The sequence below is a fragment of the Rhizobium sp. FG113 genome, assembly GCF_057809895.1.
Map to the genome: position 1 here is coordinate 55,153 of NZ_JBMDKV010000022.1, position 24,374 is coordinate 79,526.

At 62.0% G+C, this 24,374-nt stretch carries 21 protein-coding genes; 7 read left to right on the plus strand and 14 right to left on the minus strand.

Translation table 11 applies throughout. The features are described from left to right. Nucleotides 1-10: 10 nt before the first annotated feature. Nucleotides 11-3,229, minus strand: a complete 3,219-nt coding sequence (locus ACODTZ_RS31435; protein WP_489030666.1) for a PAS domain-containing hybrid sensor histidine kinase/response regulator — start codon at nucleotides 3,227-3,229, stop codon at nucleotides 11-13. Between the two features lie 279 nt (nucleotides 3,230-3,508). On the opposite strand from ACODTZ_RS31435, the gene ACODTZ_RS31440 reads away from it, so the two are divergent. Further along, nucleotides 3,509-3,880 (plus strand): hypothetical protein, encoded by a 372-nt coding sequence (locus ACODTZ_RS31440; RefSeq protein ID WP_112982977.1) that lies wholly within the window; start codon nucleotides 3,509-3,511, stop codon nucleotides 3,878-3,880. Between the two features lie 356 nt (nucleotides 3,881-4,236). After that, a complete protein-coding gene (locus ACODTZ_RS31445) occupies nucleotides 4,237-5,934 on the plus strand; it encodes a DEAD/DEAH box helicase (protein ID WP_489030636.1) in 1,698 nt (565 codons plus the stop codon). Nucleotides 5,935-6,005: 71 nt separating this feature from the next. Here ACODTZ_RS31445 and ACODTZ_RS31450 read toward each other — a convergent pair whose 3' ends face one another. After that, nucleotides 6,006-6,905, minus strand: coding sequence for a DMT family transporter (locus tag ACODTZ_RS31450; protein ID WP_489030638.1), 900 nt, complete (start codon nucleotides 6,903-6,905; stop codon nucleotides 6,006-6,008). A gap of 355 nt (nucleotides 6,906-7,260) precedes the next feature. Between ACODTZ_RS31450 and ACODTZ_RS31455 the strand changes: the two genes are divergently transcribed. Genes ACODTZ_RS31455 through ACODTZ_RS31465 form a run of 3 tightly spaced genes read left to right on the plus strand, consistent with a single transcriptional unit; the run spans nucleotide 7,261 to nucleotide 10,453 of the window. After that, nucleotides 7,261-8,670, plus strand: coding sequence for a circularly permuted type 2 ATP-grasp protein (locus tag ACODTZ_RS31455; RefSeq protein ID WP_018897244.1), 1,410 nt, complete (start codon nucleotides 7,261-7,263; stop codon nucleotides 8,668-8,670). A 4-nt stretch (nucleotides 8,671-8,674) separates the two neighbouring features. After that, complete coding sequence (locus tag ACODTZ_RS31460) at nucleotides 8,675-9,616, plus strand: alpha-E domain-containing protein (protein WP_047506342.1); 942 nt, start codon at nucleotides 8,675-8,677, stop codon at nucleotides 9,614-9,616. Nucleotides 9,617-9,628: 12 nt separating this feature from the next. Further along, nucleotides 9,629-10,453, plus strand: coding sequence for a transglutaminase family protein (locus tag ACODTZ_RS31465; RefSeq protein WP_112982974.1), 825 nt, complete (start codon nucleotides 9,629-9,631; stop codon nucleotides 10,451-10,453). On the opposite strand, the gene ACODTZ_RS31470 is transcribed toward ACODTZ_RS31465, so the two are convergent. From ACODTZ_RS31470 to chvE, 11 genes are all read right to left on the minus strand, one after another. Then, nucleotides 10,407-11,291 carry a transglutaminase-like domain-containing protein gene (locus ACODTZ_RS31470; RefSeq protein ID WP_489030641.1) on the minus strand — a complete coding sequence of 295 codons (885 nt, stop codon included), beginning with the start codon at nucleotides 11,289-11,291 and terminating at the stop codon, nucleotides 10,407-10,409. The two genes, ACODTZ_RS31465 and ACODTZ_RS31470, sit on opposite strands and share 47 nt — an antisense overlap. Before the next feature lie 100 nt (nucleotides 11,292-11,391). Further along, nucleotides 11,392-12,267: a transglutaminase family protein gene (locus tag ACODTZ_RS31475; RefSeq protein ID WP_489030643.1), complete on the minus strand. Its 876-nt coding sequence runs from the start codon at nucleotides 12,265-12,267 to the stop codon at nucleotides 11,392-11,394. A gap of 65 nt (nucleotides 12,268-12,332) precedes the next feature. Then, entirely contained in the window at nucleotides 12,333-12,575 is a 243-nt protein-coding gene (locus ACODTZ_RS31480) for a hypothetical protein (RefSeq protein ID WP_112943878.1), read from the minus strand. Nucleotides 12,576-12,673: 98 nt separating this feature from the next. Beyond that, nucleotides 12,674-13,147: a VOC family protein gene (locus ACODTZ_RS31485; RefSeq protein ID WP_489030645.1), complete on the minus strand. Its 474-nt coding sequence runs from the start codon at nucleotides 13,145-13,147 to the stop codon at nucleotides 12,674-12,676. Nucleotides 13,148-13,248: 101 nt separating this feature from the next. After that, nucleotides 13,249-13,503, minus strand: coding sequence for a hypothetical protein (locus ACODTZ_RS31490; RefSeq protein WP_477926375.1), 255 nt, complete (start codon nucleotides 13,501-13,503; stop codon nucleotides 13,249-13,251). 165 nt (nucleotides 13,504-13,668) lie between these two features. Further along, nucleotides 13,669-15,408, minus strand: coding sequence for an L-arabinonate dehydratase (araD, locus tag ACODTZ_RS31495; RefSeq protein WP_111562983.1), 1,740 nt, complete (start codon nucleotides 15,406-15,408; stop codon nucleotides 13,669-13,671). Between the two features lie 63 nt (nucleotides 15,409-15,471). Then, complete coding sequence (locus ACODTZ_RS31500; protein ID WP_489030648.1) at nucleotides 15,472-16,905, minus strand: aldehyde dehydrogenase family protein; 1,434 nt, start codon at nucleotides 16,903-16,905, stop codon at nucleotides 15,472-15,474. Nucleotides 16,906-16,988: 83 nt separating this feature from the next. After that, on the minus strand, nucleotides 16,989-17,984 hold the full coding sequence (gene araD1 / locus ACODTZ_RS31505; protein WP_162718149.1) for an AraD1 family protein: 996 nt from the start codon (nucleotides 17,982-17,984) through the stop codon (nucleotides 16,989-16,991). Nucleotides 17,985-18,110: 126 nt separating this feature from the next. Then, nucleotides 18,111-19,319 (minus strand): multiple monosaccharide ABC transporter permease, encoded by a 1,209-nt coding sequence (mmsB, locus tag ACODTZ_RS31510; protein ID WP_018897235.1) that lies wholly within the window; start codon nucleotides 19,317-19,319, stop codon nucleotides 18,111-18,113. Further along, entirely contained in the window at nucleotides 19,316-20,854 is a 1,539-nt protein-coding gene (gene mmsA / locus ACODTZ_RS31515) for a multiple monosaccharide ABC transporter ATP-binding protein (protein ID WP_047506352.1), read from the minus strand. Before mmsA ends, mmsB begins: the two co-directional genes overlap by 4 nt. Before the next feature lie 100 nt (nucleotides 20,855-20,954). Continuing rightward, nucleotides 20,955-22,019, minus strand: coding sequence for a multiple monosaccharide ABC transporter substrate-binding protein (gene chvE / locus ACODTZ_RS31520; protein WP_018897233.1), 1,065 nt, complete (start codon nucleotides 22,017-22,019; stop codon nucleotides 20,955-20,957). Between the two features lie 242 nt (nucleotides 22,020-22,261). On the opposite strand from chvE, the gene ACODTZ_RS31525 reads away from it, so the two are divergent. Both ACODTZ_RS31525 and ACODTZ_RS31530 read left to right on the plus strand, forming a co-directional pair. Beyond that, nucleotides 22,262-23,293, plus strand: a complete 1,032-nt coding sequence (locus tag ACODTZ_RS31525) for a LysR family transcriptional regulator (protein ID WP_112943870.1) — start codon at nucleotides 22,262-22,264, stop codon at nucleotides 23,291-23,293. A 73-nt stretch (nucleotides 23,294-23,366) separates the two neighbouring features. Continuing rightward, the gene (locus ACODTZ_RS31530) at nucleotides 23,367-23,894 is read left to right on the plus strand and encodes a hypothetical protein (RefSeq protein WP_489030651.1); all 528 of its coding nucleotides are present in this window, start codon (nucleotides 23,367-23,369) and stop codon (nucleotides 23,892-23,894) included. Here the strand turns inward: ACODTZ_RS31530 and ACODTZ_RS31535 are convergent, their stop codons facing one another. Next, on the minus strand, nucleotides 23,895-24,152 hold the full coding sequence (locus tag ACODTZ_RS31535) for a hypothetical protein (protein WP_489030653.1): 258 nt from the start codon (nucleotides 24,150-24,152) through the stop codon (nucleotides 23,895-23,897). Nucleotides 24,153-24,374 lie beyond the last annotated feature (222 nt).

The window sequence follows — 24,374 nt, forward strand, 5'->3', positions numbered from 1 at the left end:
CAACTCTAGCCTAGCTCAGCGAAACCCCGCTCGCGCGGCCTTCCTTGCCGAGCCAGAGCGCGATCTTCTCTTCCAGCAGTTCGGGGCTGATCGGCTTGGCCATGTAGTCATCCATGCCGGCGTCGAGGCAGAGATCGCGGTCGGCGTCGAGCGCGTGCGCCGTGACACCGATGATCGGCACGCGGTGCCCCTGGCCGCGCTCGAGCTCGCGGATGCGCCGCGCCGCGTCGTGGCCGTTCATGACAGGCATCGACACATCCATCATGATGATGCGCGGCGTATAGGCTTCCCAGGCCTCGACAGCCTCCTCGCCATTCTTGACGACGAGGAAGTTCAGCCCTGTCGCCTGCAGGATCTGCGTGAAGACGATCTGGTTGACCTCGTTGTCCTCGGCGACGAGCACGTCGATGAAGGATGGCGGCGCTCTTTCGCTGAGAGCTTCCGGCAACAATTCAGGCTCAAGCGGCGGCGCCTCGATGACGGGGCGCAGCGTCGGCGCCAGCCTGATCCTGTTGGTGCGCACGACATCGACGATCGTGTTGCGCAACACGTTGGCGCGGGCCGGCTTCATCAGATGCGCCTGGCCGTTCAGCGCCGCGAATTCCTTCTCGGTGCCCGAGATATCCATCGAGGTCAGGAAGACGATCGGCAGGTCGGCGAAGCGTTCGTCGGCGCGCAGCAGGCGGGCGATATCGGCGCCGTTCATGCCGGGAATCTGGTAGTCGAGAACAAGCGCATCGATGGAAACACCGAGTGCGGATGCTTCCTCGAGAATGGCGAGCCCCTCGACACCGTCTTCGGCGGCCGCGCCATCGAAGCCCCATTGCGTGAGCTGCTCGGTCAGGATCTGGCGGTTGACCGCGTTGTCGTCGATAACAAGCACGCGCGCGCCGCGCACATTGACCGGCAGCGGCCGCGGCTCCGCCCGCTTGGCGCCGACTGTAAACGGCAGGGTGACGGTGAAGACCGAGCCTTCGCCGACAGCGCTGTCGACCTCGATATAACCGCCGAACAAGTCGACGAGACCCGCCGTGATCGCCAATCCCAGCCCGGTGCCTTCGTGACGCCGCGTCGAGGAGGAATCGATCTGCGAGAACTTGCCGAAGATTTGGTCGAGCCGGTCCTTCGGCATGCCGATCCCGGTATCCTCGATACGCAACGTCGCCATGATCTCGTCGGTGGCACCCGCGACATAGCCGAGCTCGACCAGCACATGGCCCCGCTCGGTGAACTTGACGGCATTGCCCACAAGATTGGTTACGATCTGGCGAAAACGCCCGGCATCGCCAATGATCGCCGCAGGCAGCCCCGGCGTGACGCGCACCAGAAGCTCGATGCTCTTTTCCGCCGCCAGCGACGACAAGAGCGTCACCACGTCCTCGACGGCCTCGACCGGATCGAAGGTCACGCGCCGCAGCGTCATCTGCCCGGAATCTATTTTCGAGAAGTCGAGAATGTCGTTGATGATGGTCATCAGCGCATTGCCGGACTTGGTGATGATATCGACGAAGGTCTTCTGGCGCGTATCGAGATTGGTCTTCGAGAGAAGTTCGGCCATGCCGAGAACGCCATTCATCGGCGTGCGGATTTCGTGGCTCATATTGGCGAGGAATTCCGACTTCACCCGATCGGCGACCTCGGCGCGTTCAAGCAGGCTTTCGAGATCGCCTTCGCGGATCTTCATCGCCGAAATGTCGGTGAACAGCACCACCCAATGCCGGCGGGCGCTGACCATGACGTCCATCTGCACCCAGCGGCCATCCGGCACGCGAAAAAGATGCGATGCCGGCTGGCCGTCGGCAAGCGCCTGGCCGATATCGTTGAGCAGGTGGTCGGCATCCTCCGGGAAATCACCTCGCTTGGCGCAGAAGGACAGCATCTCGCGCCAGTTGCGCCCGACCGCGACATGCTCGCAGGCAAGATCAAGCATCCCGGCCAGCGCATCGTTGCTGAGCAGGATTTCTCCGTCCTGCAGCACGAGCAGCCCCTGCGACATCGCGTGCGTCGCGTCACCCATCAGCTCGCCGAGGTTTTCGAGCTCCTCTCGGGCGGCATGGATTTCGCGCTCATGCCGGCGCACGGCGGAGACATCGGCATAGGTCAGCAGGATGCGGTCCGTCGAGATCTTGCGGCTGTCGACCAGCAGAAACTTGTCGCCCCAATTGATCTCGGCCGCCGCCGGCTTGTCGGAGCGGAACTGGTCGGTCCGCCGCGCGAGAATCTCCTCGGCCGTCACGCCGGGTGGATAGCGCCCCAGCGTGTGGTTGTATTCGACGAGCTCGGCAAAGCCCTTCCCGTCGAAGAGGCCCTCGGGCAGCTCGGAGATCGTGTAGAAAGCGTGGTTGCCGTAGCGGATCGTCAGATCGCTCTCGAGGATGAGAACGCCGACCGGCAGCGAGTTCAGCACGCGCGCCATGTCGCGATGGAGAATTTCGGTATGGGCCTGCGCGGCGATGAGCGCGCTCTCGCGCTCCTTCAGCAGCGAGACATCCGAGAAGGAGCCGACCGTATAGTGCCGGCCGTCGTCGCCATTAATCCGGTTGATCTGCGCCAGGATCGGATAGACCCCGCCCTTGGCGCCGGGAACCAGGCTCTCGATATCGCGCGCCTCGCCCTTGGCCAGCGCCTGCACATGGCCGCGGCTCACCATATCGCCGGCCGCCTTGCCGAACATCTCGCGCTCGGTCTTGCCCAGCGCCTCGGCCCGCGGCAGGCCCGTCAGCTGTTCGTAAGACGCGTTGGCATAGACCAGCCGGTGATCCTCGTCGCGCACGAAGGCGGCAACCGGAAGCGCCTCGATCACATCGCGCAGGAAGTCGATATCCGTGCTGATTTCGCTGAGCACCCGCGCCGCCGGCCATTTCGGCCGCGCCGCCTTGCGCGCTTCTTCGAACATGCCGAGCACATAGATCCGTTCGTCCGACAGCGCGAAGCTCTCGATCCGAACGCGGTCATGGAGATCGCCTGTCGCGTCGAAGCAGAGCGCGCTTTCCTCGCTGCCAAACACCAGGGCGCGCCGCTCCTTGTCCTCGCGGTCCTGCTCGTCGGGGCGGTCGAACAGCTCGCGGCTGCGCCGGCCGATAAAATCGGAAATCTCCTTGTTGAAGAAATCCGCATAGGCCTGGTTGACCGCGACATAGCGCAGCTCGCTGTTCTTGACATAGGCAGGGTTGTCCAGATCCGCGATCCGGCGGCATGCCAGTTCGAGAATGTCCCCGTTCGGTCCCAAAAACACCTGCTCCACCATGAAAACACTAGGCAAATTGCTACGTCATCGACCATAGCCGAGAGGCGTTTAACAACGAATTAACCATGACCCGGCCAGCCAAAAATAACGCCGCAGATTGAGAAGAGTAGAAGAAGAGCATGCGTGGTTGCAGCGGCTGATGCTCCTGTCGTCGCCAAGCAAAACCTCGAAAATCGTGCTAAAATCGCAGCCATTTCTTAGGCCGTCGCGACCTTCTGCTGCCGACGTCCAAGAACAACTCTTCCGCTATAGGAGGCGAACATGTCCGTACTTCATAAAAGCATGGCGACCGGCTCTATCCTGCTCACGCTGACAGTGGCGACGCTGACATCGGCCGCGCCGGCGATGGCGCATGAACATTACGCCTGGGGCGGCGCCGCGGCCGGCTTCGTCGGCGGCGTGCTGCTGTCGCAGGCGCTCCGCCCCTACCCCTACACATATGGCTATCCAGACGGTTACGGCTATCCTTATGCCTATGGCTATCGCTACGGATATCCCTATCGGGCATACCGGCCCTACCGCGCCTATCCGGTCTACCGCACGCATTATGTCCAGCCCTATCGCACCTGCCATCTCGAATGGCGGCGCAACGGATGGGGCGAGGCCTACCGCGTTCGCGTCTGCCCGTACTGACATTTCAGCCGATCGCCCGACAACGGCGCGCGTGACACCTCCTCCGCGCCGTGGACCTGCTCGGCCTTTTGCGCCCCTCCCCTTGACTTTCCGGCGGAACTAGACCAAATGCAGGCCAGCTTTCACCTTCCGGCCGCCGCGTGAGCGTGCCCCTGCCAGCAAATAGGATGCAGGAAGAAGGACAAAAGCGCATTTCGAATGGACCGCATCCCAAGGGACGCGGCAGAAGCGCTGGAAAGCTTTTTCCAACAAGACAAGTTCCCACTTCACGCGGGGTGCTTGACGCCAGAGTAACACCGGACCGCACCCCCGCGTTCCGGCGATTTTGTTTTGGCGCGCCCTAAAAAGGTTATGACTTGACCAATTTTGAATCGCTTGGTGTCTCCAAGCCGATCGTCGCCACACTGTTCCAGCTCGGCATCGAAACGCCGACCCCCATCCAGGAAAAGGCGATCCCGCTTCTTCTCGAAGGCCGCGACCTGATCGGCCTCGCCCAGACCGGCACCGGCAAGACGGCCGCCTTCGGCCTGCCGCTGATCGAAAAGCTGATCCCGGAAGAACGCCGCCCCGACAACCGTACCACCCGTACGCTGATCCTGGCGCCGACCCGCGAACTGGTGAACCAGATCGCCGAGAACCTGAAGAACTTCCTGCGCAAGTCGCATCTGCGCATCAACGTCGTCGTCGGCGGCGTGTCGATCAACAAGCAGCAGCTGCAGCTTGAAAAGGGCACCGACATCCTGGTCGCCACCCCCGGCCGCCTGCTCGATCTCGTCGCCCGCCGCGCCATCGGCCTCACCGCCGTGCGCTACCTCGTGCTCGACGAAGCCGACCAGATGCTCGACCTCGGCTTCGTTCATGATCTCCGCAAGATCTCCAAGATGGTGCCGAAGCGTCGCCAGACGATGCTCTTCTCCGCCACCATGCCGAAGGCGATCGCCGATCTCGCCGCCGACTTCCTGACCGACCCGGTCAAGGTCGAAGTGACGCCTCCGGGCAAGGCTGCCGACAAGGTCGAGCAGTATGTTCACTTCGTCAACGGCAAGAACGACAAGACCGACCTCCTCAAGAAGTCGCTCTCCGAGAACCCCGATGGCCGCGCCATCGTCTTCCTGCGCACCAAGCATGGCGCCGAGAAGCTGATGAAGCATCTCGAGCACGTCGGCTACTCCGTCGCCTCGATCCACGGCAACAAGAGCCAGGGTCAGCGCGAACGCGCGCTGAAGGCCTTCAAGGACGGCGATATCAAGACGCTGATCGCGACCGACGTCGCTGCCCGCGGCATCGACATCCCGGCTGTCAGCCACGTCTACAACTACGATCTGCCTGAAGTGCCCGACGCCTACGTTCACCGCATCGGCCGTACGGCGCGTGCCGGCCGCGACGGCATCGCGATCGCTTTCTGCGCACCGGATGAAACCCGTCTGCTGCGCGATATCGAGCGCCTGATGAACATCTCGATCGCGGTAGCCAGCGGCGAAGCCCCGGCCAACATGAACGCGGCGCCGAAGCGCGGCAGCGGCAATGGCCACCGTGGCCAGGGCCAGGGTCGTGGCGGTGAAGGTCGCGGTGGTGAAGGCCGTGGCAACGCCCGCGCCGGCCGCCCCGAGCGCCGTCCGCGTCCGGAAGCTGGCGACGAAGTCCGCGCCAACGAGGAACGCCGCGAGCGTCGTCCCCGTCCGGAACGCCAGACGCAGCGCAACGAGGATTTCCGCGGCCAGCGTCGCGGCGAAGTCGCGCCGGTCACGGCAGGCCCTGACAACGATCTCGCCTCGACCTCGGATTTCCGTGGCGCAGGCCAGGCCCGCAAGCAGCAGCGCCCGCAGCACGGCAACCACGCCCATGGCGACGCAAACCGTCACCAGCCCGGCGGCGGCGCCCGCAATGCCCCCCGCAACGGCCAGGGCCGTCCAGCCCGCAAGCATGGCGAAGACCGTGGCGCACAGCAGAATGCCGGCGGCGAACGTGGTGAACGTCGCGAAGGCAACGGCGGCAACCGCCGCGGCGGCCCCTCGCGCGGCGGCAATGGCGGCCAGCGTCGCGAACGCGCATAAGCTTTAGACGCGATTGAACAACGAACGGCGGGAGAGATCCCGCCGTTTTTTATTGCGCCTGCTCGCTGCTCTTACTGCGCCTGCTCGCGCAGCGGCGCGACCGCCTGCCGGTTGGTCAGATAGACGCCGGTGACGACCACGATGGTGCCGATAACGAGCGGCAGGGTCAGCGGTTCGCCGAAGGCGATGAAGGCCTCCAGCGCCACGGTCGGCGGCATCAGGTAGATCAACGATGCCGCGCGCGACACCTGCCCGCGCCGGATCAGATAGAGAAGCAGGCCGACGCCACCCATCGACAGGCCGAAGACCGACCAGACGAGGGCCGCCACCGCCGTTGCCGACCCGTCGAAATGCATGCGCTCGAAGCTCAGCATCAGCGGCACGCTGACGATGAGCGCGCCGACATATTGCAGCGTCGCGATAGCAGTCAGGTTGCCGGCCTGCAGATGCTTCTTCTGATAGAGCGTTCCATAGGTGACCGAAGCCATCGCCAACAGGTTGATGGCGAGCGGCACGAGGGCATGAGCGAGATTGGCGTTGGCGGGATCGAAGAGCTTCGGCGAGATGGCGATGGCGATGCCGACGAAGCCGAGCGCGAGCCCGGCCTTTTGCACCGGCTGCAGCCTTTCGCCAATCAGAAGCGGGGCGGCCATCGCTGTCAGAAGCGGCTGCAGCGCCGCGATGATGCCGGAGATACCTGCCGGCACGCCATTGGCGATCGCCCACCACAGCCCGCCGAGATAAAAGCCGTGCAGGAAGAGCCCCGAATAGATCGCTTTCCACATGACCGCCCTACCGGGCCATTGCACTCGGAGCACGAGGCAGAGCGCCAGGAAGGCCAGCGCCGACAGCGCGAAGCGAATGGCGAGAAAGGTGAAGGGCTCGGAATGGATGGCCGCGTACTTCGCCACCACCCAGCCGGTGGACCAGAGAAGAACGAAGATGGCGGGTGCGAGGCGATCGAGCGACATGGGCGGCCTTGGAAAACGGAAATGGGCCGAGATAGCCGCTGCGGGTGCCGGCAGTCAAAGGCGAAGCGTTGATGCTTATTGTAAGTTTCATTGAAGCCGTCGGAAAATCGCTCCAGCATCTCGATCGCCCGAAAATGAATCGCGCCGCGCGTGGAAAATAATCACATGCTCATGTTTTAAGCGACGAGATACAATTGCTCTTTGTCGCCCCGGCGCTACCTTCCCGGAAATGCTCAGTTTTTCGGCTATTTTCGCCGATAGCTATGATTTTATGAATCTTCCGTTTGAACTGAGCATGGTTCTTGCATTGCTTTCTCCGTTGTACTCAAATGAAGAAAAAAGGGGAGCCACACCTTTGGCATTTGATGAAATGATCACCGGGGACGAAAGCCCTCGACAGCCATATGAAAAATACTTTGAGTGGTACAATAATCAGGATCGCGCTCATCTGATCGCCAAATCCCGCGATGCGGAAAACATCTTCCGCAAGACCGGCATCACCTTCGCCGTCTATGGCCACGCCGACAGTTCCGAAAAGCTCATTCCCTTCGACATCATCCCCCGCGTTATCTCCGGCCGCGAATGGCGCAAGCTGGCGCAGGGCATCGAGCAGCGCGTCATCGCGCTCAACGCCTTTCTCGACGACATCTACCACAAGCAGGAGATCATCCGCGCCGGCCGCATTCCGCGCGAGTTGATCGAGAAGAACGATGCCTTCCTGCCCGAGATGATCGGCTTCCGCCCGCCCGGCGGCGTCTACACCCACATCGTCGGCACCGACATCGTGCGCACCGGCGAGGACCAGTTCTACGTTCTGGAAGACAATGCCCGCACGCCCTCGGGGGTCAGCTACATGCTGGAAAACCGCGAGACGATGATGCACATGTTCCCGGAGCTATTCCACGAGAACAAGGTGCGCCCGGTCGAGGATTACCCCTATCTGCTGCGCCAGTCGCTCGCCTCGCTCGCCCCTCCCGGCTGCAAGGGCAAGCCGCGCGTCGCCGTGCTGACACCAGGCATCTACAACTCCGCCTATTATGAGCACTCCTTCCTCGCCGACACGATGGGCGTCGAGCTGGTCGAAGGTTCCGATCTGCGCGTCATCGACGGCAAGGTGAAGATGCGCACCACGCGCGGCTACGAGGCGATCGACGTGCTCTACCGCCGCGTCGACGACGACTTCCTCGATCCATTGACCTTCCGCCCGGATTCCGCCCTCGGCATCCCCGGGATCATGGATGTCTACCGCTCCGGCAACATCACCATCGCCAACGCACCGGGCACCGGCATCTGCGACGACAAGGCGATCTATTCCTACATGCCTGAAATCGTCGAGTTCTACACCGGCCGCAAGGCGCTTCTCGAAAACGTGCCGACCTGGCGCTGTTCGGAGGCCTCCAGCCTGAAATACGTGCTGGAGCACCTGGAAGAGCTCGTCGTCAAGGAAGTGCACGGCTCCGGCGGCTACGGCATGCTGGTCGGCCCGACCGCGTCGAAGAAAGAACGCGCCGACTTCGCCGAGAAGCTGCGCGCCAAGCCGAGCAATTACATCGCCCAGCCGACGCTCTCGCTCTCGACGGTGCCAATCCTCGTCAACAAGGGCATTGCGCCCCGCCACGTCGACCTGCGTCCCTACGTGCTGGTTTCCGACAAGGTGCAGATCATTCCCGGCGGCCTTACCCGCGTTGCGCTGAAGCAGGGCTCGCTGGTGGTCAATTCCAGCCAGGGCGGCGGCACCAAAGACACCTGGGTATTGGAGGATTGATCTGATGCTCGGAAGAACCGCAAACGGCCTCTACTGGATGTTCCGTTACTTCGAGCGCGCCGAGAATATCGCGCGCCTCATCGATGCCGGCATCCGCATGTCGCTCACCAGAAGCAGCGGCAGCGACGACAACTGGGACGGCGTGCTGCAGAGCGCCGGCGTCCGCGAAGCCTATGACGAGGGCCATTCGAAGCTGACCGGTCCCGACGCCATCGACTACCTGCTGCGCGACCGCACCAACCTGTCGAGCGTCATGTCCTGCGTCGATTTCGGCCGCAATAATGCCCGCATGGTGCGCACGGCGCTCACCCGCGAGACCTGGGAAGCGACCAACGAGTTCTGGATCGAGCTCAAGGAGCTCCTATCGAAGCGGCTGAAGCCCGCCGACCTGCCGCAGGCGATCGACGTCATCAAGCACCGCGCCGGCCTGATCCGCGGCGCGCTGCACGGCTCGATGCTGCGCAACGAGCTCTACAACTTCGCCCGCATCGGCACCTTCATCGAGCGTGCCGACAACACCAGCCGCATCCTCGACGTGAAGTATTACGTGCTGCTGCCGGCAGTTTCCGCCGTCGGCACCTCGATCGACAACGTCCAGTGGGAATCGATCCTGCGCTCCGTCTCCGCCCACCGCTCCTACAGCTGGGCCTATGACGGCGAATACCGCGCCACCAACATCGCCGACTTCCTGATCCTCAACGGCCAGATGCCGCGGTCGCTCGCCTATTGCTACGAGAAGATCACCAGCGAACTCGGCCACCTCGCCACCGATTACGGCGAGCGGCTGAAGGCGCACGACACCGCCGACGCCATCCGCCAGTCGCTGAAGAAACAGGCGATCAAGGACGTCATGGATCAGGGCCTGCACGAATTCCTCGAGGACTTCGTCTCACGCAACAACCAGCTCGGACAGGAAATTTCCGACGGTTACCGGTTCTACGCATAGGCGGATCGCGACATGAAACTGAAGATTAGCCACGTCACCGAATACCGCTACGACGAACCCTCCGCCTTCTCGCTGCAGCGCCTGCGGCTGACCCCGCCATCGGGTCCCGGCCAAAAGGTGCTGAGCTGGTCGCTGCATGTCGAGGGCGCCAAGCCTGAAGTCGAGTATGACGACCAGTTCGGCAACCACGTCAACTTGGTCTCGCTGGAAGGCGAGCAGCAGGTGACGCGCATCGTCGCCGAGGGCGAGGTCGAGACCGAGGATCTGAACGGCGTCACCGGCCCGCACACAGGCTTTTGCCCGCTTTGGCTCTTCCTGCGCGACACGCCGCGCACCAAGCCTGGAAAGCTGGTGAAGGAACTCATCAAGGGTGTCAGCGGCGACAACGAGCTTGGCCGCATGCATGCGCTGATGGGCGCGATCCACGAGACGGTGAACTACCAGCCCGGCACCAGCGACGTCGAAACCACGGCCGAACAGGCGCTGGAAAAGAAGACCGGCGTCTGTCAGGACCACGCCCACATCTTCGTGGCAGCCGCGCATGCGCTCGGCGTTCCCGCGCGCTACGTCTCCGGCTATCTGATGATGGAAGAAAAGATCGAGCAGGCGGCAACCCATGCCTGGGCGGAAGCGCATATTCCGGGTCTCGGTTGGGTCGGCTTCGATCCCGCCAACAAGATCTGCCCGGACGAGCGGTATGTCCGCATCGCCAGCGGTCTCTCCTACAAGGACGCCGCCCCGGTCTCGGGCATGCGCATCGGCACGCCCGGCGAAAAGCTGCAGGTGATCGTCAAGGTCGCGGACCAGGGGCAATCTCAGAGTCAGTCCCAGAGCTAGAAATCAATGGCATCGCCGGCAGGGTATCGCCAGTCACAATCTCATCGGTAACGACCTCGAACTGCGCCAGCCGCGCCGGGCCAAACGCCGTGGAGATCGCGACATCGGTGGCATCGCGGCCGGTCGCCATCAGGATGCGGCCGATGCGCGGCGTGTTGTGGCGCGCATCCACCGTGTGCCAGTGGCCGCCGAGATAGACCTCGAACCAGGCACTGAAATCCATCGGCGCCGGGTCCTTGGGAACCCCGATATCACCGAGATAGCCGGTGCAATAGCGCGCCGGAATGTTCATGCAGCGGCAGAGCGTGATCGCCAGATGCGCGAAATCCCGGCACACGCCGGTTCTGTCCGTGTAGCCGCCATGCGCGGTGCGCAGCAGATCGGCGTTCATGTAATCGAAGCGGATGTGCCCATGCACGAAATCGGTGATCGCCTGCACGCGGGTCCATCCGGGCGCGGTGGCCGAGAAGGTCTCCCAGGCGAAATCGGCGAGCCGATCCGTGTCGCAGTAGCGGCTGCCGAGCAGGAAGACGAGCACGTCGTCGGGCAAATCCTTGATCTCATGCTGCACGGCATCGACGGGTATGACATCGGGCTGGCCGCTGTCGTAGATGTCGAAGCTGGTCGAGATGGTGGTGATCCCTGCCGGCGCGACGATACGGGTGCAGGCATTGCCGAAATCGTCGGTGTAGCCCCAGGCTTCGATCGGCTGGTCGAACTCCAGCACCTGCTCGGTCAAAAGATCGACCCGTCTTGAGGGATGAATGTTGAGGGTGAGAAGCATCGGCGTCGGTTGCACGCATTCATACCCTATCGTGAAACCGGCATGGATCTTCATGATCGTTCCTTCTCGAAAAAGCGGCGCGGCGGCATTGGCGCGCTTTCAGGGAACGTCACCGGCACCGATCGGTTCCACGCGTGGCGGCCGGTTCACGGCATCATGTTTCGGTGGTCACATTGACCTGTACGAGCATGTCGCCGAAGTCGTCGCTAGTGCCGTCATAGCTCCCCCAGAGCGGGATCGCCTGGTGTGGGTCGCGGGCGACGCCGACGCGGATGAGGTCCTGATTTCCGACGATGCCGTTGGTCGGGTCGAACTCCACCCAGCCCGCGCCCGGCAGATAGACCTGACACCAGGCATGCGTCGACCCGCCGCCAAGCGTGCGCGATCCATCGCGATCAGGCACATAGATGTAGCCGGTGACAAAACGCGCGGCAAAACCCAGAGACCGCGCCGCCTCCATCATCAAAAGCGCGAAATCCCTGCACGTTCCCTCCCGCCGCTGCAGCGTCTCGACAGGCGTTTGCGTGCCCCTTTCGACGCGGCGGGCATAGACGAAGCTCTGGCGGATCGAAAAGCAGAGCGTCATCAGGATATGCCCGGTCTGCACCGAAGCACCAGCGCCGGTGAACTGCCGCGCCCAGTGCGCCACCGCCCCCTCGGGATCGTCATAGGAGCGGGCGATGGTGCAGCTGAGATCGGGAAGCTCGTCCTCTTCATAGGAGAAAGGATAGGTCAGCGCCTCGCTATCCATCTCGAACTCGACGGGCACCTCGGGCGTGTGATCCAGCCGGATGTTGGTCTCGAAGCGGAGATGATCGGACGGTCCGTCAAAATCGACGAGCGCAATGCAATTGCCGAACACGTCGTGGATCCAGCGCACCCGTGCCGGCGCCGGCTCGACCACCATCGTCGCGTCGAGCAGCCGCTGGTCGAAGCTGTCGCGCGGGCGAAACAGCACCCGGTGCTGCCCGAAGGTGACCGGGCGCTTGTAGCTGTATTGGGTGATGTGCCTGACGGAATATACGGTCATGCTGCCCTCGCCCGCCACGGTCCGGGCGGACGCCCTGCTTATCGAACGCTTCTAGTCGAACGCGTCTAATCGAACTCCGGTACCTGCCCCGACTGGAAGAGAATGATCGACGGCCCCTGCTCGCCGACCGCGACATTGGCCTCGCGGCACCAGACGACGACGCCGGCATAGTCGTTGACCATTGTCTCGGCGACATAGACGGCCGTGTCCTCGCCTTTCATCCGGCGCGGTTCGAACGCGTGCACCAGAGCGCCGCTGTCATCGATGTTGAACGCGCTCAGCACAATCAATTTCCGCACTCCTGGCATTGACGCTCTCCTGCGGCGATAACGGCAGGACGCCCGTTTCGTTCCTGAGAACAGGCGGTCTGGAGAAGAAATTTGGCTGGGGTCGCCCAGCAATCGCTTTAGCCCCTGCGGGCAGCCTCGATCGCTGCGACGTCGATCTTGCCCATGTCCATCATCGCATCGAATGCGCGCTTGGCCTCGCCGCCGCCGGCGTTCATCGCCTCCGTCAGCACGCGCGGCGTGATCTGCCAGGATACGCCCCACTTGTCCTTGCACCAACCGCAGGCGCTCTCCTCGCCGCCATTGCCGACGATGGCGTTCCAGTAGCGGTCGGTTTCTTCCTGATCCTCGGTGGAAATCTGAAACGAGAAGGCCTCGTTGTGCTTGAAGACGGGGCCGCCATTGAGGCCGATACAGGCAACACCGGCGACGGTGAACTCGACGACGAGCACCTGTCCCTCCTTGCCAGAGGGATAATCGCCCGGCGCGCGCGTGATCTTCCCGACGGAGCTGTCAGGAAACGTCTTCGCGTAGAAGCGCGCTGCCTCCTCCGCGTCCTTGTCGTACCATACGCAGATCGTGTTCTTAGCCATTGCGCGCTCCTCCCGCGTTCGTTGCCTATGTCAGGACACATAAGGCAGCGATATCAGTTGACCAGCACAATGGTAGCTCGGGAGCGGATCGTTAAGGCGGGTCAGAGGCTCTCGTATTTCTCAGCCGTGCGGCGGGTCGCCAGCGAGTAGAGCCAGTAGAAGGGTATGAAGCAGACGAGGACGGCGATTTCGAGCACCGAATGGCGCGTCTCGCGCGCCTCTTCGACAGCAACCGGCGCCTCCGCCCTCACCTCACGCTGCGCGTTCTCGAGCAGACGGTTCACCAGCTGGCGATTGTCTTCGGTCTCGGTCCCGTCGGCATCGTGGTGAGTGGTCTTCGGCGCGGGCTTGCGCATATCTGGCCTCGTCGTCATTGCAGTACGAGCGCAACGTAGCATGATTTTATTAAATCTTTAACTATAACTTCCCGGCTTCCCGCGCGGGGCGTGCGCTTCCCGGATACGGAAAAGGCGGAGCTTTCGCCCCGCCTCCTCGTCAATTCACCCGATCGAAACGACCGATTAGTGGCTGTCCTTGCCAACCGCGCTGCCGCGACATCCCTTGAGGAAGTCGAGGTCGGCGCCGGTGTCGGCACCTTCGACGTGCTGCTGGTGCAGGAACGCGTAGCCCGAGGTCGGCAGCTCGTGCTGCGGCTTCCACTCGGCCAGGCGGCGCGCCATCTCTTCGTCGGAGATATCGACATGCAGGCGGCGGTTCGGCACGTCGAGCTCGATCATGTCGCCGTTCTTGATGACGGCGAGCGGGCCGCCGACGGCCGCTTCCGGCGAGGTGTGGAGGACGACGGTACCGTAGGCGGTGCCGGACATGCGGGCATCCGAGATGCGCACCATGTCGGTGATGCCCTTCTTCAGCACCTTGGGAGGAAGACCCATGTTGCCGACTTCGGCCATGCCTGGATAGCCCTTTGGACCACAGTTCTTCATGACCATGACGCAGGTCTCGTCGATGTCGAGATTGTCGTCGTTGATCTTGGCCTTGTAGTCGTCGATATCCTCGAACACCACGGCGCGGCCACGATGCGTCAGCAGATGCGGCGAAGCGGCGGACGGCTTGAGAACGGCGCCCTTCGGCGCCATGTTGCCGCGCAGAACGACGATGCCGCCCGACTGCGTCAGCGCCTTTTCGGCCGGCAGGATGACGTCCTCGTTCCAGTTGACGACGTCCTTGACCTCGTCCCACATGGTCTCGCCCGAAACCGTCAGCGCATCCTTGTGCAGCAGGCCGGCTTCGCCGAGGCGCTTGATGACGACAGGCAGGCCGCCCGCATAGAAGAACTCTTCCATGAGGTACTTGCCCGATGGCATCAGGTTGACGATCGTCGGCACGTCGCGGCCGCAACGGTCCCAGTCGTCGAGCGTCAGGTCGATGCCGACGCGGCCGGCCATGGCCAGCAGATGGATGACGGCATTGGTCGAACCGCCGATCGCCGCATTGGTGCGGATGGCGTTTTCAAAGGCCTGCTTGGTCATGATGTCTGATGGTTTCAGGTCGTCCTTGACCATCTGCACGATGCGGCGGCCGGTGAGCTGCGCCATCACCTTGCGGCGGCTATCGACACCAGGGATCGCGGCATTGCCCGAAAGCGCCATGCCGAGCGCTTCGGCCATCGATGCCATCGTGGACGCGGTTCCCATGGTGTTGCAGGTGCCGGACGAACGGCTCATCGAAGCCTCGGCTTCGAGGAACTCGGCCTGCGTCATCTCGCCGGCCTTCACCATTTCGGAGAACTTCCAGAGGTGCGTGCCGGAGCCGACGCGCTCGCCGCGGAAGTAGCCGTTCAGCATCGGGCCGCCGGTGACCACGATCGACGGCAGGTCGACGGAGGCAGCCGCCATCAGCAGCGACGGCGTGGTCTTGTCGCAACCGACCATCAGCACGCAGCCGTCCATCGGCTGGCCGCGAATGGTTTCCTCGATCGAGAGCGCCGCGAGGTTGCGGTACATCATCGCCGTCGGGCGGAAGGTGTTTTCGGATGCCGAGAAGACGGGAACTTCCATCGGGAAACCGCCGGCCTCCCAGATGCCGGCCTTCACCTTCTCCGCCAGTTCGCGCAGATGGCCGTTGCACGGCGTCATGTCCGACCAGGTGTTGAGAATGCCGATCACAGGGCGTCCGTCAAACAGGTCGTGCGGGTAACCCTGGTTCTTCATCCAGCCGCGGTGATAGATGACGTCACGGCTGGTACCGCCGTACCATTCCTGCGATCGAAGCTTGCGCGGCCATTCCGCTTTTTTAAACATTGTCTTCTGCCTTTTGAGGGATGCCGAGCCGTCCTCGCGACGGCCCGTATCGCTATTTTGACGTCAGGCCAGCGTGTAGCTGGTCTTGACGGATGTGTAGAATTCGGCGGCGTACTTGCCCTGCTCGCGCGGCCCGTAGGAAGAGCCCTTGCGGCCGCCGAACGGAACGTGGAAATCGACACCCGCCGTCGGCAGGTTGACCATCACCATGCCGGCTTCGGCGTTGCGCTTAAAGTGCGTCGCGTGCTTGAGACTGGTCGTCGCGATACCCGAGGACAGACCAAACGGCGTGTCGTTGGCCGTCGCCAGCGCCTCTTCGTAATCCTTGACGCGGATGACCGAGACGACCGGTCCGAAGATCTCTTCGCGCGAGATGCGCATCTGGTTGGTGGCTTCCGTAAACAGCGTCGGCTGCAAGTAGAAGCCGGGCGTGTCGCGCTTCAGGAGTTCGCCGCCGAAGGCGAGCTTGGCGCCTTCCTTCTTGCCGATCTCGATATAGTCGGTGTCGGTCTTCAGCTGCTTCTCATCGACCACGGGGCCGATATGCGTGCCTGACTTCATGGCGCTGTCGACGATGAGCGTTTCGAGCTTGGCCGTAAGCGCTGCCACGAACTTGTCGTGGATGCCTTCGGTGACGATCAGGCGCGAGGACGCCGTGCAGCGCTGGCCGGTCGAGAAGAAGCCGGAATTGGCGGCAGCTTCGACGGCGACATTGAGGTCAGCGTCGTCGAGAACGACCATCGGGTTCTTGCCGCCCATTTCCAGCTGGAACTTGCGGTTATGCTCGAGCGATGCAGCGGCGACGCGTTTTCCCGTGCCGGTGGAGCCGGTAAAGGTGATGCCCGCGACATCCGGGCTATCGAGCATGGCCTGGCCGACGACCGAGCCCTTGCCCATGACGAGGTTGAGCACACCCTTCGGCAGGCCGGCGCGGTGGAGAATATCGACGATCGCCCAGGAGCAGGCCGGAACCAGCTCGGCCGGCTTGAAGACGATGGTGTTGCCGTAGCAGAGCGCCGGGGCAATCTTCCAGGCCGGAATGGCGATCGGGAAGTTCCAGGGCGTGATGATGCCGATGACGCCGAGCGGGTCACGGGTGATCTCGACGCCGATGTTCGGGCGAACCGACGGGATGGTTTCGCCGGCAAGGCGCAGGACTTCACCTGCGAAGAATTCGAAGATCTGGCTGGCGCGGATGGTCTCGCCGATGGCTTCGGGAAGGGTCTTGCCCTCTTCCCGGGCCAAGAGCGCGCCGAGTTCGTCCTTGCGCGCCATGATCTCGTCGCCTGTTTTCTTCAGGATGACGTGGCGTTCCCAGATGCCGGAGCGCGACCATGCCGGGAATGCGGCTTTGGCGGCGGCGATCGCGTTCTTGGTGTCCTCGGCCGAACCATCGGCATAGAGGCCGACGACTTCGTTCGTATCCGACGGGTTGATGTTCTTGGTGGCGTCCGAGCCGATCCATTCGCCGGCGATCAGGTTCTGATAAATGGTCATGGGCCCTGCAAGCCTCCTTTACCGCTTATGAAAGAATGACCCGACAGCCAATGCGCCGGGCCCTAGAAACCAGAGCTGAGAAATCAGAGCTGCTTGACGACGATCTCTTCTTCGGCGTCGATCTTCAGCGGATTGCGCAGCGGCAGGCCGAACTCGGCAACCTCGATCTCGAACACGTCGCCCTCTTCCGTCTTGATGCCTTCGGCAAACGACAGCGTCGCCGTGCCGAACATGTGGACGTGGACGTCGCCGGGGACGCGGAACAGGCCGTACTTGAAGTGGTGGTATTCGAGGTTGGCGAATGTGTGAGACATGTTCGCCTCGCCCGACAGGAAGGGCTTTTCGAAGATCACCTTGTCGCCGCGCTTGATGCGCGAGGTGCCACGGATATCCTCAGGCGCCGCGCCGATGCGGATCTCGGGGCCGAAGCTTGCCGGACGCAGCTTGGAATGCGCGAGGTAGAGATAGTTCTGGCGCTCGGTGACGTGGTCGGAAAACTCGTTGGAGAGCGCGAAACCGATGCGGAACGGCGTGCCGTCCTCAGCGATCACATAGATGCCGGCCATCTCCGGCTCTTCGCCGCCGTCGAGCGCGAAGGATGGGGAGACGAGTGCGGCGCCAGGAGCGGCGGCACCATAGCCGTTGCCCTTGTAGAACCACTCGGGCTGAACGCCCTTCTCGCCGGCCTTCGGCTTGCCGTTCTCAAGACCCATCTTGAACATCTTCATCGAGTCCGTCAGCGTCTCTTCCGCGGCCTCGGAGGTCTTCTTGTGCATGCTGTCGCGCGTCGCGGCAGAGCCGAGATGCGTCAGGCCCGTGCCCGTCAGATGCAGGTGCGCGGCGTCGGGATGCGTCATCGGGGCCAGGAACCGGCCTTCGGCATACGCCTTTTCGAGATCGACGGTGTCACCCAGGCCATGCGCCTCGATCACCGATGCGAGCGACTTGCCGCCGTTTGCGGCTTCCATGGCGAGCGCATAGACGCTGCCGGCATTGTTGACGGCTTTCGCGGTACCGCCCGGCTCGCGCACGGCGACGACGATCTCTCCGTTCGAACCCTTGATCTGCGAAATAAGCACGGTCTTCATCCTTTTTTCCATTGCGCGGAATGTGCTCCGCCATTCCGGCTCCCGAGGGAGCCGGATTAAAAGTTCATGTCACTGCGAATTCAAGTCACTGCAAATAGGTGGGCAGCGCCGAAGCGCTTAGCCCTTGTTCTTGTTGTAGACGTCGAAGAAGACGGCTGCGAGCAGCACCAGACCCTTGACCATCTGCTGGAAGTCGATGCCGAGACCGACGATCGACATGCCGTTGTTCATGACGCCCATGATGAACGCGCCGATGACGGCACCGGTGATCTTGCCAACGCCGCCGGATGCCGAAGCACCGCCGATGAAGCAGGCCGCGATGACGTCGAGCTCGAAGCCGACGCCGGCCTTCGGCGTTGCCGAGTTCAGGCGAAGCGCCACGATCATGCCGGCGAGACCGGCGAGAACGCCCATGTTGACGAAGGTGAAGAAGCTCAGGCGCTCGGTGTTGATACCAGAGAGCTTGGTGGCCTTTTCATTGCCGCCCATGGCGTAGATGCGGCGACCGATCGTCGTGCGGCGCGTGACGAAAGCATAGGCCGCGATCAGCACCAGCATGACGACAAGCACATTCGGCAGACCGCGATAGGTCGACAGCAGGTAGCCGAGCGCCACGATCGCCAGCGAAACGATGACGTTCTGCGCGATGAAGAAGCCCATCGGCTCGACGTCGATGCCGTGGCTTTCGTTCACCTTGCGGCGGCGCCATGCGAGGTAAAACAGGATGACCGGCAGGATGACGCTGAGCACCAGCGAGGTGATCTGCGTCGGTACGCCGAAGATGTCGACCATGTCGCCGGGCAGGAAGCCGGTGGAGATGATCTGGAATTCCTTCGGGAACGGACCGATGTTCTTGCCGCCGAGAACCGTCAGTGTCAGACCGCGGAACACCAGCATGCCTGCGAGCGTGACGATGAAGGACGGAATGCGGTGATAGGCGATGAAATAGCCCTGCGCCGCGCCGATGACGCCGCCGATCGCCAGACAAAGCAAAGCCGCGAGCCAGAAGTTCATACCCCAGGAGACGGTAAAGATCGCCGCCAGCGCGCCGACGAAGGCGACGATGGAGCCGACCGACAGATCGATATGGCCGGCCACGATGACCAGCAGCATGCCGAGCGCCATGATGACGATGAACGAGTTCTGGAGAACGAGGTTGGTCAGGTTGACCGGCCTGAACAGGATGCCGCCGGTGTAGAACTGGAAGAACACCATGATCGCGACGAGCGCGATGAGCATGCCGTATTCACGAATGTTGCCGCGGATGTAATCGACGACGGAAACGACGTTGCTTTCCTCGTGGCTGGTCGGGTTGACAGGAGTCATTGTTTCTTCTCCCCAGAGCGCATGATGGCGCGCATGATGGTTTCTTGGCTCGCTTCGCCCTTCGGCAGTTCAGCGACGATGCGACCTTCGTTCATCACATAGATGCGGTCGCAGTTGCCAAGCAGTTCAGGCATTTCCGACGAGATCATCAGAACGCCTTTTCCATCGGCAGCAAGCTGGTTGATGATAGTATAAATTTCGTATTTTGCACCCACATCGATACCGCGGGTCGGCTCGTCGAGGATCAGCACGTCGGGATCGGAGAACAGCCACTTGGACAGAACCACCTTCTGCTGGTTTCCGCCCGAGAGGTTGACCGTCTCCTGGTAGATGCCCGACGAACGGATACGCAGCTTCGACCGATAGTCGGTCGCGACCCTGCTTTCCTTGATGCCATCGATGACGGTGCTCTTTGAAATCCCCGCCAGATTGGCGAGCGACGTGTTGTGCATGATGTTGTCGGCGAGCACGAGACCGAGATGCTTGCGGTCTTCGGTCACATAGGCAAGACCGGCATCGATCGCCTTGCGAACGGTGCTGGTGTCCACCTGCTTGCCGTCGACATAGACTTCACCGGTGATCTTGTGGCCGTAGGCCTTGCCGAACACGCTCATCGCGAATTCGGTACGGCCGGCACCCATCAGGCCGGCGATGCCGACGACCTCGCCCTTGCGGACGTTGATGTTGATGTCGTGCAGAACCTGGCGGTCGCGATGCTGCTGGTGAAACGCGTTCCAGTTCTTCACTTCGAAGATGGTTTCGCCGATCGGCACCGAGCGTGGCGGATAGCGGTCTTCGAGATCACGGCCCACCATGTTTCTGATGATGGTGTCCTCGCTGATCTCTTCCTTGTGACAGTCCATCGTCTTGACGGTCATGCCGTCGCGCAGAACGGTGATCTGGTCGGCGACCTTGCGGATCTCGTTGAGCTTGTGCGAGATGATGATCGACGTGATGCCCTGCTTGCGGAACTCCATCAGGAGGTTCAGCAGCGCATCGGAATCGCTTTCGTTGAGCGACGCGGTCGGTTCATCGAGAATGAGCAGCTTGACGCTCTTGGACAGGGCCTTGGCGATTTCGACGAGCTGCTGCTTGCCGACACCGATGTCGGTCACGAGCGTGTTCGGAGATTCGCGCAGGCCCACCTTGGCGAGCAGCTGCTTGGTGCGGTTGAAGGTGGTTTCCCAGCTGATGACGCCGCTCTTCGCATTCTCGTTGCCGAGGAAGATGTTTTCCCCGATCGAGAGCAGCGGTACGAGCGCCAGTTCCTGGTGAATGATGACGATGCCGATTTCTTCGGAGTCCTTCAGGACTTTGAAATTGCGGACGTCGCCGTCGTAGAAGATCTCTCCATCATAGGTGCCCGAGGGGTAGACACCGGAAAGAACCTTCATCAGGGTCGACTTGCCGGCCCCGTTTTCCCCCACAACTGCGTGTATCTCACCCTGGCGAACCTTGAGGTTCACATTCTCGAGCGCTTTTACGCCCGGGAACGTCTTGGTGATGTTCCGCATTTCGAGGAGTGTATTTTCCATGATCAAAATTCCAGCGCCGTGGCCGTAAGATCGGCCTGGCGTTCTAAAAATCGGAAACCGGAACCCGCGCGCATGGGCGCGGATTCCGGCGTTCGTCAGATTACTTCAGCTGGTCTTCTTTGTAGTAGCCGCTGTCGACGAGAACGGTCTTGTAGTTCTCCTTGGTGACGGCAACGGGCTTCAGCAGGTAGGACGGAACGACCTTTACGCCGTTGTCGTAGGTCTTGGTGTCGTTGACTTCAGGCTCCTTGCCGGACATGACGGCATCAACCATGGCAACGGTAACCTTCGCCAGTTCGCGGGTATCCTTGAAGATCGTGGAATACTGCTCGCCTGCGATGATCGACTTGACGGAAGGAACTTCCGAGTCCTGGCCGGAAACGACCGGCAGCGGCTGATCGCCAGAACCATAGCCTACGCCCTTGAGCGAGGAGATGATGCCGATGGACAGACCATCGTAAGGCGACAGAACCGCGTCAACCTTGGCGTCGGTGTAGTTAGCCGACAGCAGGTTGTCCATGCGAGCCTGGGCCGTTGCCGGGTCCCAACGCAGCGTGCCGACCTTGTCCATGCCGGTCTGGCCGGACTTTACGACGAGCTTGCCCGAGTCGATGTAAGGCTGCAGGACGGACATTGCGCCATCGTAGAAGAAGAAGGCGTTGTTGTCGTCAGGCGAACCACCGAAGAGCTCGATGTTGAACGGGCCCTTGCCATCCTTGAGGCCGAGCTTGTCGACGATCGTGCCGGCCTGAAGAACGCCGACCTGGAAGTTGTCGAAGGTTGCGTAGTAGCTGACGTTGGCCGAATCGCGGATCAGGCGGTCGTAAGCGATGACCTTGATACCGGCGTCAGCAGCCTTCTGCAGCACGTCCGACAGCGTGGTGCCGTCGATCGAAGCGATGACGAGAACCTTCGCGCCCTTCGTGACCATGTTCTCGATCTGAGACAGCTGGTTCGGAATGTCGTCGTCAGCATACTGCAGGTCGGTCGTGTAACCGGCGTCCTGGAGCTGCTTGACGATGTTGTTGCCGTCGTCGATCCAGCGAGCGGACGACTTGGTCGGCATGGCAATACCGACGAGACCCTTGTCAGCGGCAACAGCCGGCATAACGAACGAAGCAACGCCGAACGCGGCAGCTGCCATCAATGAGATAATGGATTTCATCTCTCTCTCCCTAAGTTAATAAATGCGCGGGCGACTCCTCGCCCACCCCGAACTGTGGCGGGTTTCGTATTGGATAATACTTCAATAGCGAGAAACGAAGTAGGTCTCCTCCACGCTCTCACACGTGTTGAGTGCCAACCAGCACACGGCGGCAAACTGGTATGGATTCCTATAACTGTCAAATAGAATAAGTGGCAAAAGGCATAACAAATTTGGTATATCGTTAAAAAGTATTACTTTTGATGGAGAGCAGTGGGGAGGCTGCAACCATGTCGAGCAATTCAGGGCATGTGGCATTAGAGAACGTGGATATACAGACAGAGATTTTTGGGGATGACGGCCTTCTGCGGTCGGGACTCAAGCTGAATCACCTGCGCATGATCGTCGCAATCGAAGATAGCGGCCAGATTTCGGCGGCTGCCGAAGCACTTAACATTTCACAGCCCGCCGCGTCGCGAATGCTGTCGGAAATGGAGACCATTGTTAAGACTCCGCTTTACGAGCGCGTTGCCCGTGGCGTGGTGCTGACCACCTTCGGCGAGGCACTCGCAAGGCGTGCGCGCAAGATCATGTTGGAACTCAGGGAGGCAAGCCGCGAGATCGCCGAGCTCAGATCCGGCAAGGGCGGATCGGTCTTCATCGGCGCGGTGACGGCGCCCGCCATGAGCCTCGTCGTGCCTGCCATCAAGCAGATCCGCACGGCGCTTCCCGGGATCGAGGTCAACATCCAGGTCGAGACCAGCAACGTGCTTGCACGCGAGCTTCTTGCCGCCCGCCACGACTTCGTCATCAGCCGCATTCCGGACGATCTAAACCCGCGGCTTTTCGAGGTGCAGGAGATCGGCGTCGAGCGCGCCTGCCTGATCGTGCGCAGCGGCCACCCTCTATTACAGAAGGGCGTGGCCACCATGGCCGACTTGACGGACTATGACTGGGTCTTCCAGCCGCCCGGCACATTGCTCAGGCGCACGATCGAGGACATGTTCCTGTCGCGCGGCGTTGCCGTGCCTGAGAATATCGTCAACACCTCGTCGCTGCTGCTCACCTGCGCGATCATCTGCCAGACCGACGCGATCGCCCCGATCGCCATCGACGTCGCCCACTTCCTGGCGGCGCAGCGCTCGCGCGCCTCGGATGTCCGTGTGTTGCCGATCGATTTCGAGATCAACGTCAGGCCCTACAGTCTGATCACCGCAAGGGAACGCGCCCTGCCCCCGAGCGCGCGGCTGCTTTACGATCTGGTGTTGGCCGAAAGCCGCAAGGGCGGAACCTGACTGTTTGGATGGGGCTCACAAGCCCCACGCCATCTTGGTCGCGTTCTATGCGCATTCGCGCAAGGGAGGCTCCATGCTATTCGGACAATCGCTGTTCCAGTCAGTGCTCGATCGACTGAAGGAAGAGGATGGCGACGCTGTGGAAGAGGCCGCTCCCGTTTCGCACCGCATGCCGGGCTTCACGACGGGCCTCGCCTTCGACGTGATGGAGGGCGTATCCGCACCCTCGGCGCGGCCCGGCCAGGCCTATTTCGACAATCTGGAATTCGAAACGCCGCGAGAGACGACCAATAACACTCCGCCGGCTGCGCCCTCACCCGCCCCCGCGCCCGCGCCCGAGCCACTTCCCGAGATCGAGCCCGAACCGATGATGCCGGAGCACCTCGCCCGCACAGCGCTGCCTGAGATCGCCGCCGAACTGGCGATCTCGGCGAATGATACGGTCCAGAGCCTCAGCGACAAACGACGCGGCTTCGCGAAGGCCAATCATCCCGATCGCGTTCACCCGCTGTTTCGCGACAACGCCACGAAGCGCATGACCATCGCCAATCAGCTGATCGACGAGGCGATCCGCCGCAAGACGAGAACCGCCAGGCGCTGATTATGCGTCGTTCTTGGGAGCGTCCTGCGTTTCAGCAGACTTGTCTTCGACAGCCGCTTTTTCCTCGGCAGGTTCTGCCGGCTTGTAGGACCAAAGCAGCACGTAGGCGGCATAAGCGCCGGCACCGGCCGCCAGCACCGCCCAGAAGGGATCGCCCCATAAGGCCTCGATCCCGGTCCAGCCGAAGCAGACCGCGACGATGAGAACGCGCACCCACAGCGCGCGATAGGCCGGATGGTTTGGATCGATCAGCTGCATCTCATTCCCACATGTAAAACTGTTACACGTCTTTAAAATGGTTTCTTAAAATGTGAAAGGCCCACGGCCTTGACGACGCGCGGATAAAATGGAATGAAAATTCCACAATGAGATAAATTCGGCCCATCCATTCCGCGAGAGGGAGGCCGAATTCAAGGGAGGTTTATATGACAGTCAGATTTGGTCTTCTCGGCGCCGGTCGTATCGGCAAGGTTCACGCCA